17 protein-coding genes are annotated in these 15,409 nt (G+C 67.5%); 10 read left to right on the plus strand and 7 right to left on the minus strand.

Annotated features, from left to right (window positions below):
* Positions 1 to 53 precede the first annotated feature (53 nt).
* The 7 genes from LE190_RS17085 to LE190_RS17115 all read left to right on the plus strand — a co-directional run bounded on the left by LE190_RS17085 (position 54) and on the right by LE190_RS17115 (position 6,828).
* Positions 54 to 506, plus strand: a complete 453-nt coding sequence (locus LE190_RS17085; RefSeq protein ID WP_225239833.1) for a hypothetical protein — start codon at positions 54 to 56, stop codon at positions 504 to 506.
* 212 nt (positions 507 to 718) lie between these two features.
* Complete coding sequence (locus LE190_RS17090) at positions 719 to 1,645, plus strand: alpha/beta fold hydrolase (RefSeq protein ID WP_225239834.1); 927 nt, start codon at positions 719 to 721, stop codon at positions 1,643 to 1,645.
* 23 nt (positions 1,646 to 1,668) lie between these two features.
* Positions 1,669 to 2,598: a muramoyltetrapeptide carboxypeptidase gene (gene ldcA, locus LE190_RS17095; RefSeq protein WP_225239835.1), complete on the plus strand. Its 930-nt coding sequence runs from the start codon at positions 1,669 to 1,671 to the stop codon at positions 2,596 to 2,598.
* Positions 2,599 to 2,698: 100 nt separating this feature from the next.
* The gene (locus tag LE190_RS17100) at positions 2,699 to 4,300 is read left to right on the plus strand and encodes an ABC-F family ATPase (RefSeq protein ID WP_225239836.1); all 1,602 of its coding nucleotides are present in this window, start codon (positions 2,699 to 2,701) and stop codon (positions 4,298 to 4,300) included.
* Positions 4,301 to 4,457: 157 nt separating this feature from the next.
* Positions 4,458 to 5,606: a quinolinate synthase NadA gene (gene nadA / locus LE190_RS17105; protein WP_225239837.1), complete on the plus strand. Its 1,149-nt coding sequence runs from the start codon at positions 4,458 to 4,460 to the stop codon at positions 5,604 to 5,606.
* Positions 5,603 to 6,508 (plus strand): carboxylating nicotinate-nucleotide diphosphorylase, encoded by a 906-nt coding sequence (gene nadC / locus LE190_RS17110; RefSeq protein ID WP_225239838.1) that lies wholly within the window; start codon positions 5,603 to 5,605, stop codon positions 6,506 to 6,508. Before nadA ends, nadC begins: the two co-directional genes overlap by 4 nt.
* Positions 6,505 to 6,828 (plus strand): hypothetical protein, encoded by a 324-nt coding sequence (locus tag LE190_RS17115; protein ID WP_225239839.1) that lies wholly within the window; start codon positions 6,505 to 6,507, stop codon positions 6,826 to 6,828. Before nadC ends, LE190_RS17115 begins: the two co-directional genes overlap by 4 nt.
* A gap of 40 nt (positions 6,829 to 6,868) precedes the next feature.
* Here the strand turns inward: LE190_RS17115 and LE190_RS17120 are convergent, their stop codons facing one another.
* From LE190_RS17120 to nadB, 4 genes are all read right to left on the minus strand, one after another.
* Positions 6,869 to 7,915: an alpha/beta fold hydrolase gene (locus tag LE190_RS17120; RefSeq protein WP_225239840.1), complete on the minus strand. Its 1,047-nt coding sequence runs from the start codon at positions 7,913 to 7,915 to the stop codon at positions 6,869 to 6,871.
* Positions 7,912 to 8,805: an NAD-dependent protein deacetylase gene (locus tag LE190_RS17125; RefSeq protein ID WP_225239841.1), complete on the minus strand. Its 894-nt coding sequence runs from the start codon at positions 8,803 to 8,805 to the stop codon at positions 7,912 to 7,914. The genes LE190_RS17120 and LE190_RS17125 overlap by 4 nt, the downstream gene beginning before the upstream one ends.
* Positions 8,806 to 8,892: 87 nt before the next feature.
* On the minus strand, positions 8,893 to 9,792 hold the full coding sequence (locus LE190_RS17130) for a DMT family transporter (protein WP_225239842.1): 900 nt from the start codon (positions 9,790 to 9,792) through the stop codon (positions 8,893 to 8,895).
* A gap of 43 nt (positions 9,793 to 9,835) precedes the next feature.
* Positions 9,836 to 11,467, minus strand: a complete 1,632-nt coding sequence (gene nadB, locus LE190_RS17135) for an L-aspartate oxidase (RefSeq protein ID WP_225239843.1) — start codon at positions 11,465 to 11,467, stop codon at positions 9,836 to 9,838.
* A gap of 170 nt (positions 11,468 to 11,637) precedes the next feature.
* Here nadB and LE190_RS17140 point away from each other — a divergent pair, with 170 nt between their 5' ends.
* Both LE190_RS17140 and pnuC read left to right on the plus strand, forming a co-directional pair.
* The gene (locus tag LE190_RS17140) at positions 11,638 to 12,153 is read left to right on the plus strand and encodes a pyridoxamine 5'-phosphate oxidase family protein (protein ID WP_225239844.1); all 516 of its coding nucleotides are present in this window, start codon (positions 11,638 to 11,640) and stop codon (positions 12,151 to 12,153) included.
* Positions 12,154 to 12,239: 86 nt separating this feature from the next.
* Positions 12,240 to 12,860: a nicotinamide riboside transporter PnuC gene (gene pnuC / locus LE190_RS17145; protein WP_225239845.1), complete on the plus strand. Its 621-nt coding sequence runs from the start codon at positions 12,240 to 12,242 to the stop codon at positions 12,858 to 12,860.
* A 28-nt stretch (positions 12,861 to 12,888) separates the two neighbouring features.
* Here pnuC and LE190_RS17150 read toward each other — a convergent pair whose 3' ends face one another.
* Positions 12,889 to 13,263, minus strand: coding sequence for a hypothetical protein (locus LE190_RS17150; protein WP_225239846.1), 375 nt, complete (start codon positions 13,261 to 13,263; stop codon positions 12,889 to 12,891).
* A gap of 99 nt (positions 13,264 to 13,362) precedes the next feature.
* Complete coding sequence (locus LE190_RS17155; protein WP_439847498.1) at positions 13,363 to 13,830, minus strand: DUF411 domain-containing protein; 468 nt, start codon at positions 13,828 to 13,830, stop codon at positions 13,363 to 13,365.
* 106 nt (positions 13,831 to 13,936) lie between these two features.
* On the opposite strand from LE190_RS17155, the gene LE190_RS17160 reads away from it, so the two are divergent.
* Positions 13,937 to 15,097, plus strand: a complete 1,161-nt coding sequence (locus LE190_RS17160) for a tyrosine-type recombinase/integrase (protein WP_225239847.1) — start codon at positions 13,937 to 13,939, stop codon at positions 15,095 to 15,097.
* Positions 15,098 to 15,118: 21 nt separating this feature from the next.
* Here the strand turns inward: LE190_RS17160 and LE190_RS17165 are convergent, their stop codons facing one another.
* Positions 15,119 to 15,397, minus strand: a complete 279-nt coding sequence (locus tag LE190_RS17165; RefSeq protein WP_225239848.1) for a hypothetical protein — start codon at positions 15,395 to 15,397, stop codon at positions 15,119 to 15,121.
* Positions 15,398 to 15,409 lie beyond the last annotated feature (12 nt).

A 15,409-nucleotide genomic window follows, 5' to 3' on the forward strand; every position in this document is an offset into this window, starting at 1 on the left:
ATATCCTGCGGTATGTTGAAATTCGCGTAGGCGTCACCCTGGGGAGACATGTCATGCCTGCTTTCACCAAACAATGGTTGCTGGATACCGGTTTCGCGGAAGTACCCACATACTGGCCCGCCGAGCCAGGCGATATGCTTTTTCGTGTGTTTGGCGACAAGAACAAACTGCTAGGCAGCTGCTATTCGTTCGAAGCGCCGCGCTGCGTGTCGGAGGCGGAGTGGGACGCGAATATCGTCAAATGGGACAACCTGTGCCGGTATGTCGCCAGGTTCAGGGTACTCGGCCATATTCCGATGTGGGTCGGACGCATCGATCAGGATTTCGCCCGCCATGGGAGGGAAGCCGGGGTCGGCCCGGTCATCGGCGGCAATCCCCACGCGGTGCAGGCCTGGATGGAGCCCACGCAGGCCAACTTCATCAAGCTCGAACTCGTCGAGCCCGCGCGTCTGCTGGTGCAGGACGGGACGGTCATGGCAGACCGCCATCCCAACCAGGTTCACTGAGGCGCCGGACGGGCGCCCGTTGCGCCACTGCGCGCCCGTGCGCAATGGTGTTCCAGCAATCTCGTAAGATTGGTCGTACGGCAGGACGAGCGCCGCCGATCTTGCGGAGGTGATATGCTGTTTACAAGTCGGCCAGGCCCCGGTACAGGCTGGCGCCGACGCAAACTCCGATCAGCTGCCGCCGCGCCCAAGCCGGCGCCGACATTGCCGCCATGCCTACGCTGAACGCCAACGGAATCCGCATCGCCTTCGACACCGCGGGCGACCCCAAAGCCCCGCCGCTGCTGCTGGTGCATGGCCTCGGGATGCAGCTGAGCGCCTGGCCCGAGGAAGTCGTCGAAGGCCTCGTCGAACTCGGCTTCTACGTGATCCGCTTCGACAACCGCGATTGCGGGCTGTCCACCAAGTTCGAGGGGGCGGGTGTTCCCAACCTGACACTGGCCTGGCTCAAGTCGCGGCTCGGCTGGCCGCTGCGGCCCGCTTACCGGCTCGAGGACATGGCCGAGGATGCGCTCGGCGTGCTGTCCGCGCTCGGCGTGGCGCGCGCCCATGTGGTCGGCGTCTCGATGGGTGGCATGATCGCCCAGATCCTCGCGGCCCGCCATCCCCAGCGCATCCTGAGCCTGACCTCGATCATGTCGAGCAGTGGCCGGCGTGGCCTGCCCGGTCCCGAACGCAAGGTGGGCAAGCTGCTGCTGCGCCGGCCGGCCAATCCGGCCGACATCGAGAGCATCATCGACCACGGTGTGGACGTCATGCGCGCCATCGGCAGCCCGGCCTATCCGACGCCCGAGCGGCTGCTGCGCAAGCGGGTCGCGCGCTCGGTGCGGCGTAGCTATTGCCCGGGCGGCGTAGCGCGCCAGATGCTGGCCATCGCCGCTTCCGGCGACCGCTGCGCCCAGCTGGCCGCCATCGGCGTGCCGGCACTGGTCATCCACGGCGCCGCCGATCCCTTGGTGCCGCCCGCCTGCGGCGAGGATACGGCCAGCCGCATTCCCGGCGCCCGCCTCGAGATCATCGAGGGCATGGGGCACGACCTGCCGCCGCAGTTGGTCGAACGGCTACTCGCCTTGATCGACGCCCACGCCAGGGGTAAGATGTTGCCGGATTCGACACCGCGCTTATTCGTGAAGCAATAGTCGTCACTCAGACCCCTTACACAGTGATCACCCAACAAATCGGCATCGCCGTCGTGGCCCCGGCCGGCCAGGCGCTCGACCCGCGCGCGGTCGAGCGCGGCGTGGCCCGCCTCGAACAGCATGGCTGCCTGGTCAACAATTATTACGAGCACGAGGCCGCCCACCAGCGCTTCGGCGGCAGCGACGAGGGCCGCCTGGGGCAATTGCGGGCGGCGATCGCCGATCCCGACATCCAGCTCATCATGGCAGTGCGTGGGGGCTACGGCTGCTCGCGCCTGCTGCCATACATCGACTACGAGGCCCTGGCCGCCAGCGGCAAGCTGGTGGTCGGTTTTTCCGACATCACCGCGATCCACATGGCCCTGATGGCGCGCACCGGCGCGCTCAGCTATGCCGGCCCGATGGTGGCGGTCGATTTCGGCCTGCCCGAACCGGTGCAGTTCACGCTGGACGACTTCTGGCGCTGCCTGTCCGGACCAGGCCACCTGATCAGCGAGTCGGTTGCCGGCAACCCGCGTATCCAGGAAGAGGGCAGGGTCTGGGGCGGCAACCTGGCGATGGTCGTCTCGCTGCTCGGTACGCCATATTTCCCGCGCATCGACGACGGCATCCTGTGGGTGGAAGACGTGGCCGAACACCCCTACCGGGTCGAGCGCCTGTTGCTGCAACTGCATCACGCGGGCGTGCTGGAACGCCAGCGCGCCCTGGTGGTGGGCGATTTTTCGGGCTACCAGCTGGCCCCGAACGACAATGGCTACGATTTCGCCGGCATGCTGGCCCACCTGCGCGCAACGCTGCCGATTCCCGTCCTGACCGGCCTGAGCTTCGGCCACATCGCGCGCCGCGTCACCATTCCCTTCGGGGCCCAGGGCCGGCTGGTCTCGGATGCGGAGGGCTTCCGCCTTGCGCTGTCGGACTACCCGACCCTGCGCAGCGCCGCCGCCCAGCCGTGAAGGCGCGGCCGGGTGCCGGTGGCCTTTGCCATGGTAGAAATGGTAGAATCACGGGTTATCCGGCAACACCGTTGCTAACTCCGCTTCTAAAGGTTTACTAGTGCTCTCCACTGCCAATATCACGATGCAATTCGGCGCTAAGCCGCTATTCGAGAACATTTCCGTCAAGTTCGGCGAAGGCAACCGCTACGGCCTGATCGGCGCCAACGGCTGCGGCAAGTCGACCTTCATGAAGATCCTGGGCGGCGACCTCGAACCGTCGGCCGGCAATGTCAGCCTCGATCCGGGCGAGCGCCTCGGCAAGCTCCGCCAGGACCAGTTCGCCTACGAAGACGTGCGCGTGCTGGACGTCGTCATGATGGGCCACACCGAGCTGTGGAACGCCATCTCCGAGCGCGACGCCATCTACGCCAACCCGGAAGCGACCGACGAAGACTACATGCGCGCCGCCGACCTGGAAGGCAAGGTCGCCGAATACGACGGCTACTCGGCCGAAGCGCGCGCCGGCGAGCTGCTGCTCGGCCTGGATATCGCCAGCGAGCTGCACCAGGGCCCGATGAGCGCCGTGGCGCCGGGCTGGAAGCTGCGCGTGCTGCTGGCCCAGGCCCTGTTCTCGAATCCGGACATCCTGCTGCTCGACGAACCGACCAACAACCTGGACATCAACACGATCCGCTGGCTGGAAGACATCCTCAACCAGCGCAACTCGACGATGATCATCATCTCGCACGATCGCCACTTCCTGAACCAGGTCTGCACCCACGTGGCCGACATGGACTACGGCACGCTGAAGGTCTACCCGGGCAACTACGACGACTACATGCTGGCCTCCACCCAGGCGCGCAACCAGCAGCTGGCCAACAACGCCAAGGCCAAGGAAAAGGTCGCCGAACTGCAGGACTTCGTGCGCCGCTTCTCGGCCAACAAGTCCAAGGCGCGCCAGGCGACCTCGCGCGCCAAGATGATCGACAAGATCAAGATCGAGGAATTCAAGCCATCCTCGCGCGCCTATCCGTTCGTGCGCTTCGAGGGCGAGAAGAAGCTGCACCGCCTGGCGGTGGAGACCGAAGGCCTGAGCAAATCCTACGACCGCACGCTGTTCAAGAATTTCTCGATCATGGTCGAGGCGGGCGAGCGCATCGCCATCATCGGCGCCAACGGCGCCGGCAAGACGACGCTGCTGCGCTGCATCGGCGGCCAGGACATCACGGGCCTGGCGGCCGACCAGGGCCGCGTCAAGTGGGCCGAGAACGCCAATGTCGGCTACATGCCGCAGGATCCGACCGAGGAGTTCGCGGGCGGCGAGAACCTCACCGACTGGATGGGCCAGTGGACCCAGGAAGGCGACGACGACCAGGCCGTGCGTTCGATCCTGGGCCGCCTGCTGTTCGGCGGCGACGAAGTCAAGAAATCGGTCAAGGTGCTGTCCGGCGGCGAGAAGGGCCGCATGATGTACGGCAAGCTGATGCTGGGCCGCCACAACGTGCTGCTGCTCGACGAACCGACCAACCACATGGACATGGAGTCGATCGAGTCGCTCAACATCGCCCTCGACAAGTACGCCGGCACCATGATCTTCGTCTCGCACGACCGCGAATTCGTGTCCTCGCTGGCGACCCGCATCCTCGAGATCCGCGCGAACGAGATCGTCGACTTCCGCGGCAACTACGAAGAGTACCTGACCAGCCAGGGCATCGCCTGATACTGGCGACGCGTTGAATTATGTAGGGTGGGCAAGTTTCTTGCCCACGCGGCCAGATCACGTATCCTGGCCCGCTCCGTGGTCCGCACCAGTGCGTTGACCGCGTGGGCGGGAAACCCGCCCACCCTACGACGTCCTGAACGTGAGACCTATCGACATGATCACCGTACCGATTAAAACCTACGAATACGACCGCCCCCAGGTCGGCGAGGCCTGCACCATCAACCCGGCGACCGCCGAAGCGTGGGCGCGCGTCCCCGCAACGCCGACCGCAAGTGAAAAAGCCGAACTGAAGGACCGCATCAAGCGCCTGCTGAAGGAACGCGACGCGGTGCTGGTCGCCCACTACTATGTGGACGCCGAGCTGCAGGACCTAGCCGAAGAAACCGGGGGCTGTGTCTCCGATTCGCTGGAGATGGCGCGCTTCGGGCGCGACCACCCGGCCCGGACCCTGGTCGTGGCCGGGGTGCGCTTCATGGGCGAATCGGCCAAGATCCTGAGCCCGGAAAAGACCATCCTGATGCCGGACCTGGACGCGACCTGCTCGCTGGACCTGGGCTGCCCGGCCGATGATTTCGCCGCCTTCTGCGACCAGCACCCTGACCGCACCGTTGTGGTGTACGCGAACACCTCCGCCGCGGTGAAGGCGCGCGCCGACTGGATGGTGACCTCGTCGATCGGCCTCGACATCGTCAGGCACCTGCATGCGCAGGGCAAGAAGATCCTGTGGGCGCCCGACCGCCACCTGGGCGCCTACATCCAGAAGCAGACCGGTGCCGACATGCTGCTGTGGCAGGGCTCCTGCCTGGTGCACGACGAATTCAAGGGCGTCGAACTCGACCTGCTCAAGCTTGAATATCCGGAGGCGAAGGTGCTGGTGCACCCGGAGTCCCCGGCTTCCGTGGTGGCCCAGGCCGATGTGGTCGGCTCTACCACCCAGCTGATCGACGCCGCGGTGAAGCTGCCGGCGACGACCTTCATCGTCGCCACCGACAACGGCATCCTGCACAAGATGCGCGCGGCGGCGCCGGGCAAACACTTCATCGAGGCCCCCACCGCCGGCAACAGCGCCACCTGCAAGAGCTGCGCGCACTGCCCGTGGATGGCCATGAACGGCCTGAAGAACCTGGCCGAGGTGCTCGAAACGGGCGCCAACGAGGTCCAGGTCGATCCGGAGATCGGCCGCCAGGCCAAGCGCGCGATCGACCGCATGCTCGATTTCGCCGCCGCCAAGAAGGCGCAGGCCCTGCCGAGCGGAGCGCTCGAGCAGAACACGCAACTGTTCAATGGAGTCGGCCCCGCATGACGACCCTGCGTAATCCATTCATTTCCGAAGAACAGTTTGATGAAAAACTGCAATCGGCCTTCGAAGCCAACATCCTGGCCGCGCTTTTGGAGGACGTCGGCAGCGGCGACCTGACCGGCATGCTGGTACCCGTCGCCCCGCGGATTCAGGCACGGGTGATCGTGCGCGAAGAAGCCGTGCTGTGCGGCGCGCCCTGGTTCGAAGGCGTGATGCTGGCCGTCGACCAGGATATCACCATCGACTGGCACTATGCCGAAGGCGACACGATGGCCCGGGATTCGGCGGTCTGCACCATCGAAGGCAACCCGCGCTCGCTGCTTACCGCCGAGCGTGCAGCCCTGAATTTCATGCAGCTGCTGTCAGGCGTGGCAAGCGCCACCCGCAAGTACGTCGAGCTCATTGCCGGCACCAGGGCGGCGATCCTGGATACCCGCAAGACGCTGCCGGGCCTGCGCCTGGCGCAGAAGTATGCGGTGCGCGTCGGCGGCGGCAAGAACCAGCGCATGGCCTTGTACGACGGCATCCTGATCAAGGAAAACCATATCGCGGCAGCGGGCGGCGTCACCCGGGCCCTGCAGGCTGCCGAGGCGCTGGAATCGGGCGTGCCGGTGCAGATCGAGGTCGAGACCATCGCCCAGCTGGAAGAAGCACTGGCCGCCGGCGTGAAATCGGTTCTGCTGGATAACTTCGACCTCGGCATGATGCGTGACGCGGTCAAGGTCAACGCTGGCCGGGCGCTGCTGGAAGCCTCGGGCGGCATCAACATGGACACGGTGCGCGCGATCGCCGAAACCGGCGTGGACCGCATCTCGGTCGGCAGCCTTACCAAGGACGTGCGCGCGACGGATTATTCGCTGCGCATCGTAGGTGCGGTCGGCGCGGTGGACGGGGAGGCGGCATGATGGACTGGAGCCGACTGCGCATCTCGACCGGTGCGCGCATCCTCTGGCTCGTCTTCGGCATGGTGCTGGGCTTGCCCACGCTGGCCAACGGCATGAACACCAACAGCACCGCCGACCTGTGCTTCGGCATCGGCATGGTGCTGGTCGGGGTGCGCGGCTTCCTGCGCCCGGTCATGTTCGGCAAGGCCGTGCGCATGGAAATGGACCCGCGCACAGCGCAGGTGTCGATCGGGTCGCCGATGCTGCATGGCGGCCTGTCGCTGGTGATCTTCGTGGCGCTGGTCGCGGGGATCGTCATCAAGTACGTGCTCAAGGGGTGAACACGTACCCGGTCGCCGGGGAGACGCCCGGCACGGCCGGCTAGACGCCACTCTCGCTCGCCCTGGCCAGCGCCTCCGCTTCCGGCGTTGGCAAGTGCATCGGTTCTCCGGCCTGGGTGGCGATCGTGCCGATCGCCGCCATCACCTTGTCGAGCTCCGCATAGTGGCTCATGTGCCCCACGCCGGGCACCAGTTCGAGCTGGCTCATGGCCAGCCGCTCGCTGAGCCGCTCCGAATTGTGTCCTGCGTCGACGATCTTGTCCTGGGTGCCGGCTACGATCACCGACGGCACTTTCAGCTCCGCATACCGCTTCGACAACGAGGCCGCCGAGGGAATCATGAGCGCGGTCTCGGCCGCCGAGGCGCGCAGCTGTTTGGGCCGCAGGGCCATCCAGACCGGGAAGGCGTCGAAGCGCCGGTCGACCGGCTTCGGCGAGAAGGTACGCTTGGCCATGCCCGGCCACAGCGCCCGTGTGATCAGTGGCGACACCGTGTAGCGCAGCACATCGCCGATCAGCGGCACGGCCGGCTGGGTCAGCGTGGCCACGTCCAGGCGGATGCTCGGATAGTAGTAGCCCGACAGCAGCACCAGGCCGCGCACGAAGTCAGGCTGCTGCAGCCCCATCGCGAGCGCCACCATCGTGCCCCAGGAGTGGCCAAGCACGATGCCGGATTCGACGCCGATCTGGGTGAGGGCGCGGTGCAGCAAAGCGGCCTGCTTGTCCGGGGTCCAGAGCGTGCTGCGCGGGCGTTCGCTGTAGCCGAAGCCCGGCCGATCGAAGGCGATGACGCGATAGTGCTGCGCCGCCCGCTGCAGCAGGCCGCTGGTCTCGAAGTCTTTCGAGTACACGCCGTTCCCGTGCAGGAGCACGAGCGTGGGGCCACTGCCGCGTTCCAGGTAGTGCAGGCGCACGCCGTCGACCTCGACGAACTTGCCCTCGGGCGGATTGTCGCGTTCGGCCTGCCTTGTCCTGGCGCGGACGTAGAAGAACGACGCGGCGAGGCCGATGCCGGCCACGACGGCCCCGATGGGCCAGCCGCCGGCGCGGCGCGATGCGATTGCGGTATTTCGGTAGCGCTTGTTCACAAAATCCCCCTGTGGTCGAGTAATGGTGGTGCCTCCTCCAGCTCCTCCACATGGAGCAGGTCGGCAGCGCGCGGCAGCAGCCGTTCGGCCGACTCTTCTATTTTCAGCTGCATCAGGTGGTCGGCGCGGGTGCGTCCGAGATTGACGGCCGCGATCGGCTTGCCGCTTTCGTGCGCCATGCGGCAGAAGCGGAAACCCGAGTACACCATCAGCGACGACCCGATCACCAGCAGGGCGTCGGCCGCCTCCATCTGCGCCAGCGCGCGCGCGGTGCGCGGCGCCGGAATGCCATCGCCGAAGAATACGACATCGGGCGCAAGCGCGCCGCCGCATTGGACACAGAACGGCAGGTGGAAGTCCTCCAGCGCATCCGGTTCGATCGCGGCATCGCCGTCCGGCAGCGGCGCGGCAAGGACATCCGCGAGGTCCGGATTGACGTCGGCCAGCAGGGTCTGCACGACGGCGCGCGCGAACTGCGCCTTGCAATGCATGCAGACCACGCTGTGCACATTGCCGTGCAGTTCGAGGACGGCTTGGCTGCCGGCCTGCTGGTGCAGCCCGTCCACGTTCTGGGTGAGCAGGTGGGCAAAACGGCCGTTCCTTTCCAGCCGCGCCAGCGCCCGATGTCCGTCGTTCGGCCTGGCCCCGGCCATGATCGGCCAGCCCACCATGCTGCGCGCCCAGTAGCGCCGCTGGATCTCGACCGAGCGCCGGAACTCCGGTCCCTGGATCGGCTCGCGCCCGCGCCGGGTGCCGTCGCGGTCGCGGTAATCGGGAATGCCGGAGGCCGTGGACAGGCCGGCGCCGGTCAGCACCAGCGCGCGCGGATACCGCTCCAGGAATTCCGCCAGCGCCTCGGCCCGGTCGTGAACGGTCGCTACTGCTGCCATCTTGCGAGATCCTCCATGGGCTGGGATCCTAGCATCCGCCTTGCGCGGACGGAAACACGATTCCCTGGCTAAAGTTTCGTGGAGGGCCTAGCGCGCGGAGACCGCGATGCCGCCGACGATCATGCCGAAGGCCAGCACGTGGTAGAGATGGGGCGGCTCGCCGAGGAAAGCCGAGGACAGCAGCGCCGTGAACAGCGGTGTCAGGTTGATGAAGAAAGCGCCGATGCTGGGACCGGCGCGCTGCACGCCGGCGCCCCAGCAGCGCATCGCCAGGATCGCCGGGCCGATCGCGACGTACAGCAGGGCGGCCGCCAGCGGCCAGCTCCAGTCGATGGCGGCGCCGCCCAGCGCCCATTCGCCGCCGGCCAGGGCGGCCGACCATAGCACCCCGTAGCCGACCTGGGCCACCAGGAATGCCGCCCAGTCCGCCCGCAGTCCCGGCACATCCTTTTGCTGCATCAGCATCCAGCTGTAGAAGGACCACGCGATGGTGGCCAGGATCATGTAAAGATCGCCTGCCACCAGGCGCAGCTGCAGCAGGCCGTGCAGGTCGCCGCGGCATAGCACCACCAGCACGCCCGCGATCGACAGCACGGCGCCCACGATCTGCTTGCGCTTGACCGGCACTCCATAGAACAGCCGCCCGACCAGCAGCATCCAGACCGGTACGCCCGACGCGACCAGGGTCACGTTGATCGGGGTAGAGCTTTGCAGGGCCAGGTATTGCAGCGAGTTGTACAGGCCCACGCCCAGCAGGCCGAGCATGGCATAGCGGCGCCAGTTGGCCAGCACGCCGCTGCCGCGCCTGAACGCGGCCTGGCCGAGCGGCACCAGGACCAGCAGGGCGATCGTCCAGCGGATCAGGTTGAGCGTCATCGGCGGCACGGCGTCGCGCACCAGGCGACCGACGATGGCGTTGCCCGCCCACAGCACCGGGGGGACGGTCAGGAGCAGGATGGTCGAGGGCGTGAGGACGGGGCGATTCATGGCATGGCAGCCGGCCCGCGTGCGCAGGCCGGCCCTGTGAGGCTCAGCGGCGTTCCGGCGTCAGCACGCTCGGCAGCGCCTTGGGGAGGGTGTCCGGGAAGTCGCGCGAATAGTGCAGGCCACGGCTTTCGTGGCGCGACAGCGCGCTGTTGACGATCAGGGACGCCACCTCGACCAGGTTGCGCAGTTCCAGCAGGTCGTGCGTGATGCGGAAGTTGCGGTAGTACTCGTCGATTTCTTCCTTGAGCAGCTTGATGCGGTGCTGGGCGCGCTCCAGGCGCTTGGTGGTGCGCACGATGCCGACGTAGTTCCACATGAAGCGGCGCAGTTCGTCCCAGTTGTGGGCGATGACGACTTCTTCGTCCGCATTGGTCACGCGCGACTCGTCCCAGGGCGGCAGGGCAGGGTTCGCGACCGGCGGCGCCGCCGCGATCTGGTGCGCGCAGGCGCGCCCGATCACCACGCACTCCAGCAGCGAATTGCTGGCCAGGCGGTTGGCGCCGTGCAGGCCGGTGCAGGCCGTCTCGCCGACGGCGTACAGGCCGGGGATGTCGGTGCGCCCGGCCAGGTCGGTGACGATGCCGCCGCAGGTGAAGTGCACCGCCGGCACCACGGGAATCGGCTGCTTCGTGATGTCGATCCCGAGCTCCATGCAGCGCGCATGGATGGTGGGGAAGTGCTCCTTGAGGAAGTCTGGATCCTGGTGGCTGATGTCGAGGTGGACGTAGTCCAGGCCGCGCTTCTTCATCTCGAAGTCGATCGCGCGCGCCACCACGTCGCGCGGCGCCAGCTCGCCACGCTCGTCGTGGGCCGGCATGAAGCGGGTGCCGGCCGCCGGTCCCGCCTCGGGCGGCAGTTTCAGCAGGCCGCCTTCGCCGCGGATCGCCTCGGTGATCAGGAAAGACTTGGCGTAGGGGTGGTACAGGCAGGTCGGGTGGAACTGGATGAACTCCATGTTCGACACCCGGCAGCCGGCGCGCCAGGCCATCGCGATACCGTCGCCGGTGGCGGTGTCGGGGTTGGTGGTGTACAGGTAGACCTTGCCGGCGCCGCCGGTGGCCAGCACGGTGTGCTCGGCCTCGAAGGTGAGCACCTGGCCATTGCGCTCATCCTGCACGTACAGTCCGTAGCAGCGCGGCTGGCCCACCAGGTGCGGGATGCCGCCATGCAGCGCGCCCTTGCCGGCCAGCTTGTCGGAGGTGATCAGGTCGATCGCGCAGTGGTGCTCGAACAGCGCGATGTTCGGATGCGCGCGTACTTTCTGCTCCAGCGTGACCTGCACCGCGTGGCCGGTGGCGTCGGCCGCGTGGATGATACGGCGCTGGCTGTGGCCGCCCTCGCGGGTCAGGTGGAAACCAAGTTCGGCCGAGGCGTCGCGGGTAAACGGCACGCCCTGTTCGATCAGCCATTCGATGGCGGCGCGGCCGTTCTCGACGATGTAGCGGGTGGCCGCTTCCTCGCACAGGCCGGCGCCCGCCACCAGGGTATCCGTGATGTGCTGGTCGTGGCTGTCGCCGGAATCGAGGACGGCGGCGATGCCGCCCTGGGCCCAGTTGCTCGCGCCGTCGAGCAGCTCGCGCTTGGAGATGATCGCAACCTTGCGCGTCTGCGCCAGGTGCAGGGCCACCGACAGGCCGGCCAGCCCGCTGCCGACAATAGCGACGTCAAATTTCATGGCAAAGTCAGTTGTACAAAGGTATCACTATAGACGATTTGCCACCCCGGCGTCAGGCCGGCGGCCGCCGGGCACCGTCCGCGACAAGGCCGGGACAGTGTACGCGGCCGCACGGATGGGCCGGGCCGAGCGGGCTAGCATCGCGTTTCAACCAACCAGCGAGGTATGCCATGACAGCACTCACCACCCCATCCATGAACGACCAGGCGCACGCGGCGGCCCTGCAGGACAAGATCGGCTCGATGCGCTTCGCCATGTTCACCACGCGCGACGCGAACGGACACCTGGTCAGCCAGCCGATGACCCGGCAGGAGGTCGATAACGACGGCGGGCTGTGGTTCTATACCCGCAGCACCACCGAGCTGTGGGACAACATCGCCCACCAGCCGGAAGTGAACGTCAGCTTTGCCGACAACGACAACAGCACCTATGTGTCGGTCAGCGGCGCGGCCGAGCGCGTGGTCGACCGCGCCCGCATCCGGGAGCTGTGGAATCCGATGGTCCAGGCCTGGTTCCCCGCCGGCCCGGAAGACGAGCACGTGGTGCTGGTGCGGGTGATGCCGCATGCGGCCGAATACTGGGACTCGAACGACAGCAAGATGGTGCGCCTGTTCGCCATGGCGAAGGCGGCGGTCACCGGCTCGACGCCGGACGTCGACGCCGAGCACGGCAACATCCGCATGTGATCGCGGGAAGCCAGCGACGGCCGCGCTTGCCGCCGGCCGCCCGCTGGCTTACATTGCTCCCTACTCAACAGTCATCCGGGAGCCGCATGACCCCGCTCGAAATCGCCGCCAACGCCTGCGTCGCCGTCTCCATCTTCCTTGCCGGCCGCAACAGCATCCATACCTGGTGGACCGGCATCGCCGGCTGCACCCTGTTCGGCCTGCTGTTCGCCGAGCACCGCCTGTATGCGGACGTGCTGCTGCAAGTCTTCTTTGTGGGCACCAGCGTGCTGGGCTGGTGGCGTTGGGCGCGCGGGAAGGCCGGCGCGCCGTTGCCAGTGACCCATGCCAGGCCGCGCACCCTGGCCTGGATGGTGCCGGCCGGGGTCGCCGCGAGCGCCGCCTACGGCGCGCTGCTGTTCTACAGCACCGACGCCTACGCGCCCTTCGTCGATTCCGCGGTGCTGGTGTTCAGCGTGATCGCGCAGCTCCTGATGATGGGACGTCGCATCGAAAGCTGGCCGGTCTGGCTGCTGGTGAACACGATCGCCGTGCCGCTCTACGCCAGTCGCGGGCTGTACCTGACCGCGCTGCTGTACGCGGCTTTCTGGGTGAACGCGATCGTGTCCTGGCGCTGGTGGCAAAAGCTGGCGCGGCGGCAGGCTGCAAGGGGCGCGCCAGCCACCACGGGCGCGGGCAGCGTGGAGCCGGCCCGGGTGGAATCCTGACGCGGCTGCCAAAGGCTCAGGCGCGGGCTCAGGCGGGCGGCAGGTCGGCCGCGTCCTGGTTGCCGCCGGTCTCCGGCGTCGCGAGTCCGGTGCCGGTGGGACTCGCCTGCTGCGCATGGGTGTCCTGCGGACCGCGTGCCGCGTGCGTCATCGCGCTATCGGCCGGCGCCCGTGGGTTGCCGGCCGCGTCTTCGCTCCTGTCCGGCACCGCCGGGCGCCCGTCCGGGGCGTTGCGCGTCGCGCCGGCCTGGTTGCGGCTCAATCCATCGCCGCCACTGCCTCCGGTCTCTTCCTGGGTTTCGTGGGTGGGCGTGGCGCCGCGCTGTCCGCTGGCCGCGCCGCCGACGCCGAGGGTCGTGGAAGGGTCCTGCCCCCGGTCCTGCACATTGATTGGATGGCTCATCTTGCGCTCCCTGCTTGCTGGACGCCCATTATGCGGCGGCGGGGCAGCGCGCGGCGCGCGGCCCGGAACGGCCGCGGCCGCGGCCGCGGCCGCGTCCATTCAGCGATACGCCTGGTACACGCTGGCCTTGCCGCCATCCTTGACCAGCAGTACGTCGTAGGGATCCTTGCGCGCGCCTTCCATCCCGGGCGAACCCGCCGGCATCGCCGGCACCGCCAGGCCACGCGCTTTCGGACGCTCGCGCAGCATGCGCCTGATCTCGCGCGCCGGCACATGGCCTTCGAGCGCATAGCCGCCGACCCGTCCCGTATGACAAGACCCGTACTGCTGCGGGATGCCGAACTTCTCGCGGTAGTCCGACGGATTGGCGACGTCCTGCGCCTTGACGCGGAAGCCTTCGGCTTCGAGATGCCTGACCCATTCCTTGCAACAGCCGCAGCTGGAGGTCTTGTAGACCTCGATCACGGGCGGCGTCGCTGGCTGGGCTGCGCCGGCATACAGAGGCAAGGACAGCGCAAGGGCGGCGCCCGCGCGAGCCAGGGAGAGGAAGTGGTACGGCATGGACATCGTCGCTCCTGAAAGCAGGGGAAGAACCGCTATTATGCCGTAGCGCCCCTTGGTGGGCACGCGGCCGGCTGTTATACTGTATATAAGCACAGTATCCATCGCCGCCATGCCCAGTTTCCATCCGATCGACCTCGACCCATTGCCGCAGGATTCGCCGCTGCGCCTGGCCGCCAGCGCGCGTGGCGCCGTGTTTCGCGGCATCGCCGACGAACCGGTCACCGATGCCGCCTCGGATGCCGAACTGGCGCGCGAATACATCGGGCAGGGCGAGCTGAGCCCGAAATCGGTCGCCAACACCCAGAAGGAGCTGTACCGCTTCCTCACCTGGTGCCGCGAAGAGGCGCGCAAGCGCTTCCAGCAGCTGACCGTGGCCGACCTGAACGCCTACAAGGAGTTCATCCGCAATCCGCCGCCGGAATGGGTCTCGGCCACCAAGTGGCCGCGCGCCGATCCACGCTACCGGCCTTTCTCCGGGCCGCTCTCGGACGCCAGCCGGCGCCAGGCCATGATTGCCGTCAAGGGCCTGCTGGGCTATGCCGAGCAGACCGGCTACCTGCGGCGCAATCCGGCGCGCCTGGTGCGCAACGTGCGCGCCGCGCAAGGCAGCCGCATCACGCGCTACCTGAGCCCGCAGGCGATCGCCCATGCGCTGGAGGCGGTGGCGGCGCGGGTGGCAGAGACGCCCGCGGCGATCCGCCAGCGCGAGCGCGACCGCTTCCTGCTGGTCGCTTTCGCCCAGACGGGGGCGCGCCTGAACGAGATCGTCGGCGCCAGCATGGGATCGATCTACAGCGAGGGCGATGGCCGCTGGTGGCTGGACGTGATGGGCAAGGGCGCCAGGCCACGCCGCCTGCCGGTACCGCCGGCGATGCTGGCCGCGCTGCGCGACTACCGCCTGGCCTTCGGATTGCCGCCGCAGGCCGGCCGCGCCGACCGCATGCCGCTGGTCCTGTCCAGCCGGCGCGAGGAGCCGGTACGCATCACGGACGAAGCCGCGTCGGAAGCCCTGAAAGCGGTGTTCATGGCGGCTGCCGGGCGCGCCGCCAGCCAGGGCGACCACGACAGCGCCGCCGCGCTGCGCCTGGCCTCGACCCACTGGCTGCGCCACAGCATGCTGACCAACCACGCCAACAGCGGCGTGCAGCTCAAGACGCTGCAGGACACGGCCGGCCACGCGAACATCGCCACCACGGCCGCCTACCTGCACAAGCGCGACCATGAACGCCACGACGAGATCGTCGGTTCCGGCGCGCGCCTGCTACCCTGAGCAGGCGCGGCCGCTTGCGTCTCAGATCGGCAGTTCGGAGCTGCCGCCGGTCGAGCTGCCGAAGTTCTGCAGGTCGTCCAGCGACAGGCGGCGTTCGTTGAGCGCCGCCACGATGGCTTGCAACTGCTGTGGATCCGGATGCAGGTAGACGATGCGCTGCTCGAGTTCGTTGTCCCAGTACTTGGTGTAGGGGACATCGGTTTCCGCCATCACCCGGGCGTCGAAGCTGCCATCCATCATTTCGCCTACCAGCGTGACCCTGGCCGTGTCCGGCGTCGTGTTCTTGACCGTGATGCCCATGCTCGTCCTTTC

Source organism: Massilia hydrophila (genome assembly GCF_020208145.1).
GTDB lineage: Bacteria > Pseudomonadota > Gammaproteobacteria > Burkholderiales > Burkholderiaceae_D > Telluria > Telluria hydrophila.

What these genes read in the sequence shown, in the direction of transcription:
- LE190_RS17085 (WP_225239833.1), top strand. Translation starts at nt 54, where the DNA reads ATGCCTGCTTTCACCAAACAATGGTTGCTGGATACCGGTTTCGCGGAA.
- LE190_RS17150 (WP_225239846.1), bottom strand. Translation starts at nt 13,263, where the DNA reads ATGAGCCATCCAATCAATGTGCAGGACCGGGGGCAGGACCCTTCCACG.
- LE190_RS17090 (WP_225239834.1), top strand. Translation starts at nt 719, where the DNA reads ATGCCTACGCTGAACGCCAACGGAATCCGCATCGCCTTCGACACCGCG.
- nadA (WP_225239837.1), top strand. Translation starts at nt 4,458, where the DNA reads ATGATCACCGTACCGATTAAAACCTACGAATACGACCGCCCCCAGGTC.
- LE190_RS17115 (WP_225239839.1), top strand. Translation starts at nt 6,505, where the DNA reads ATGATGGACTGGAGCCGACTGCGCATCTCGACCGGTGCGCGCATCCTC.
- nadC (WP_225239838.1), top strand. Translation starts at nt 5,603, where the DNA reads ATGACGACCCTGCGTAATCCATTCATTTCCGAAGAACAGTTTGATGAA.
- LE190_RS17125 (WP_225239841.1), bottom strand. Translation starts at nt 8,805, where the DNA reads ATGGCAGCAGTAGCGACCGTTCACGACCGGGCCGAGGCGCTGGCGGAA.
- LE190_RS17155 (WP_439847498.1), bottom strand. Translation starts at nt 13,830, where the DNA reads ATGTCCATGCCGTACCACTTCCTCTCCCTGGCTCGCGCGGGCGCCGCC.
- LE190_RS17160 (WP_225239847.1), top strand. Translation starts at nt 13,937, where the DNA reads ATGCCCAGTTTCCATCCGATCGACCTCGACCCATTGCCGCAGGATTCG.
- LE190_RS17140 (WP_225239844.1), top strand. Translation starts at nt 11,638, where the DNA reads ATGACAGCACTCACCACCCCATCCATGAACGACCAGGCGCACGCGGCG.
- LE190_RS17165 (WP_225239848.1), bottom strand. Translation starts at nt 15,397, where the DNA reads ATGGGCATCACGGTCAAGAACACGACGCCGGACACGGCCAGGGTCACG.
- pnuC (WP_225239845.1), top strand. Translation starts at nt 12,240, where the DNA reads ATGACCCCGCTCGAAATCGCCGCCAACGCCTGCGTCGCCGTCTCCATC.
- LE190_RS17130 (WP_225239842.1), bottom strand. Translation starts at nt 9,792, where the DNA reads ATGAATCGCCCCGTCCTCACGCCCTCGACCATCCTGCTCCTGACCGTC.
- nadB (WP_225239843.1), bottom strand. Translation starts at nt 11,467, where the DNA reads ATGAAATTTGACGTCGCTATTGTCGGCAGCGGGCTGGCCGGCCTGTCG.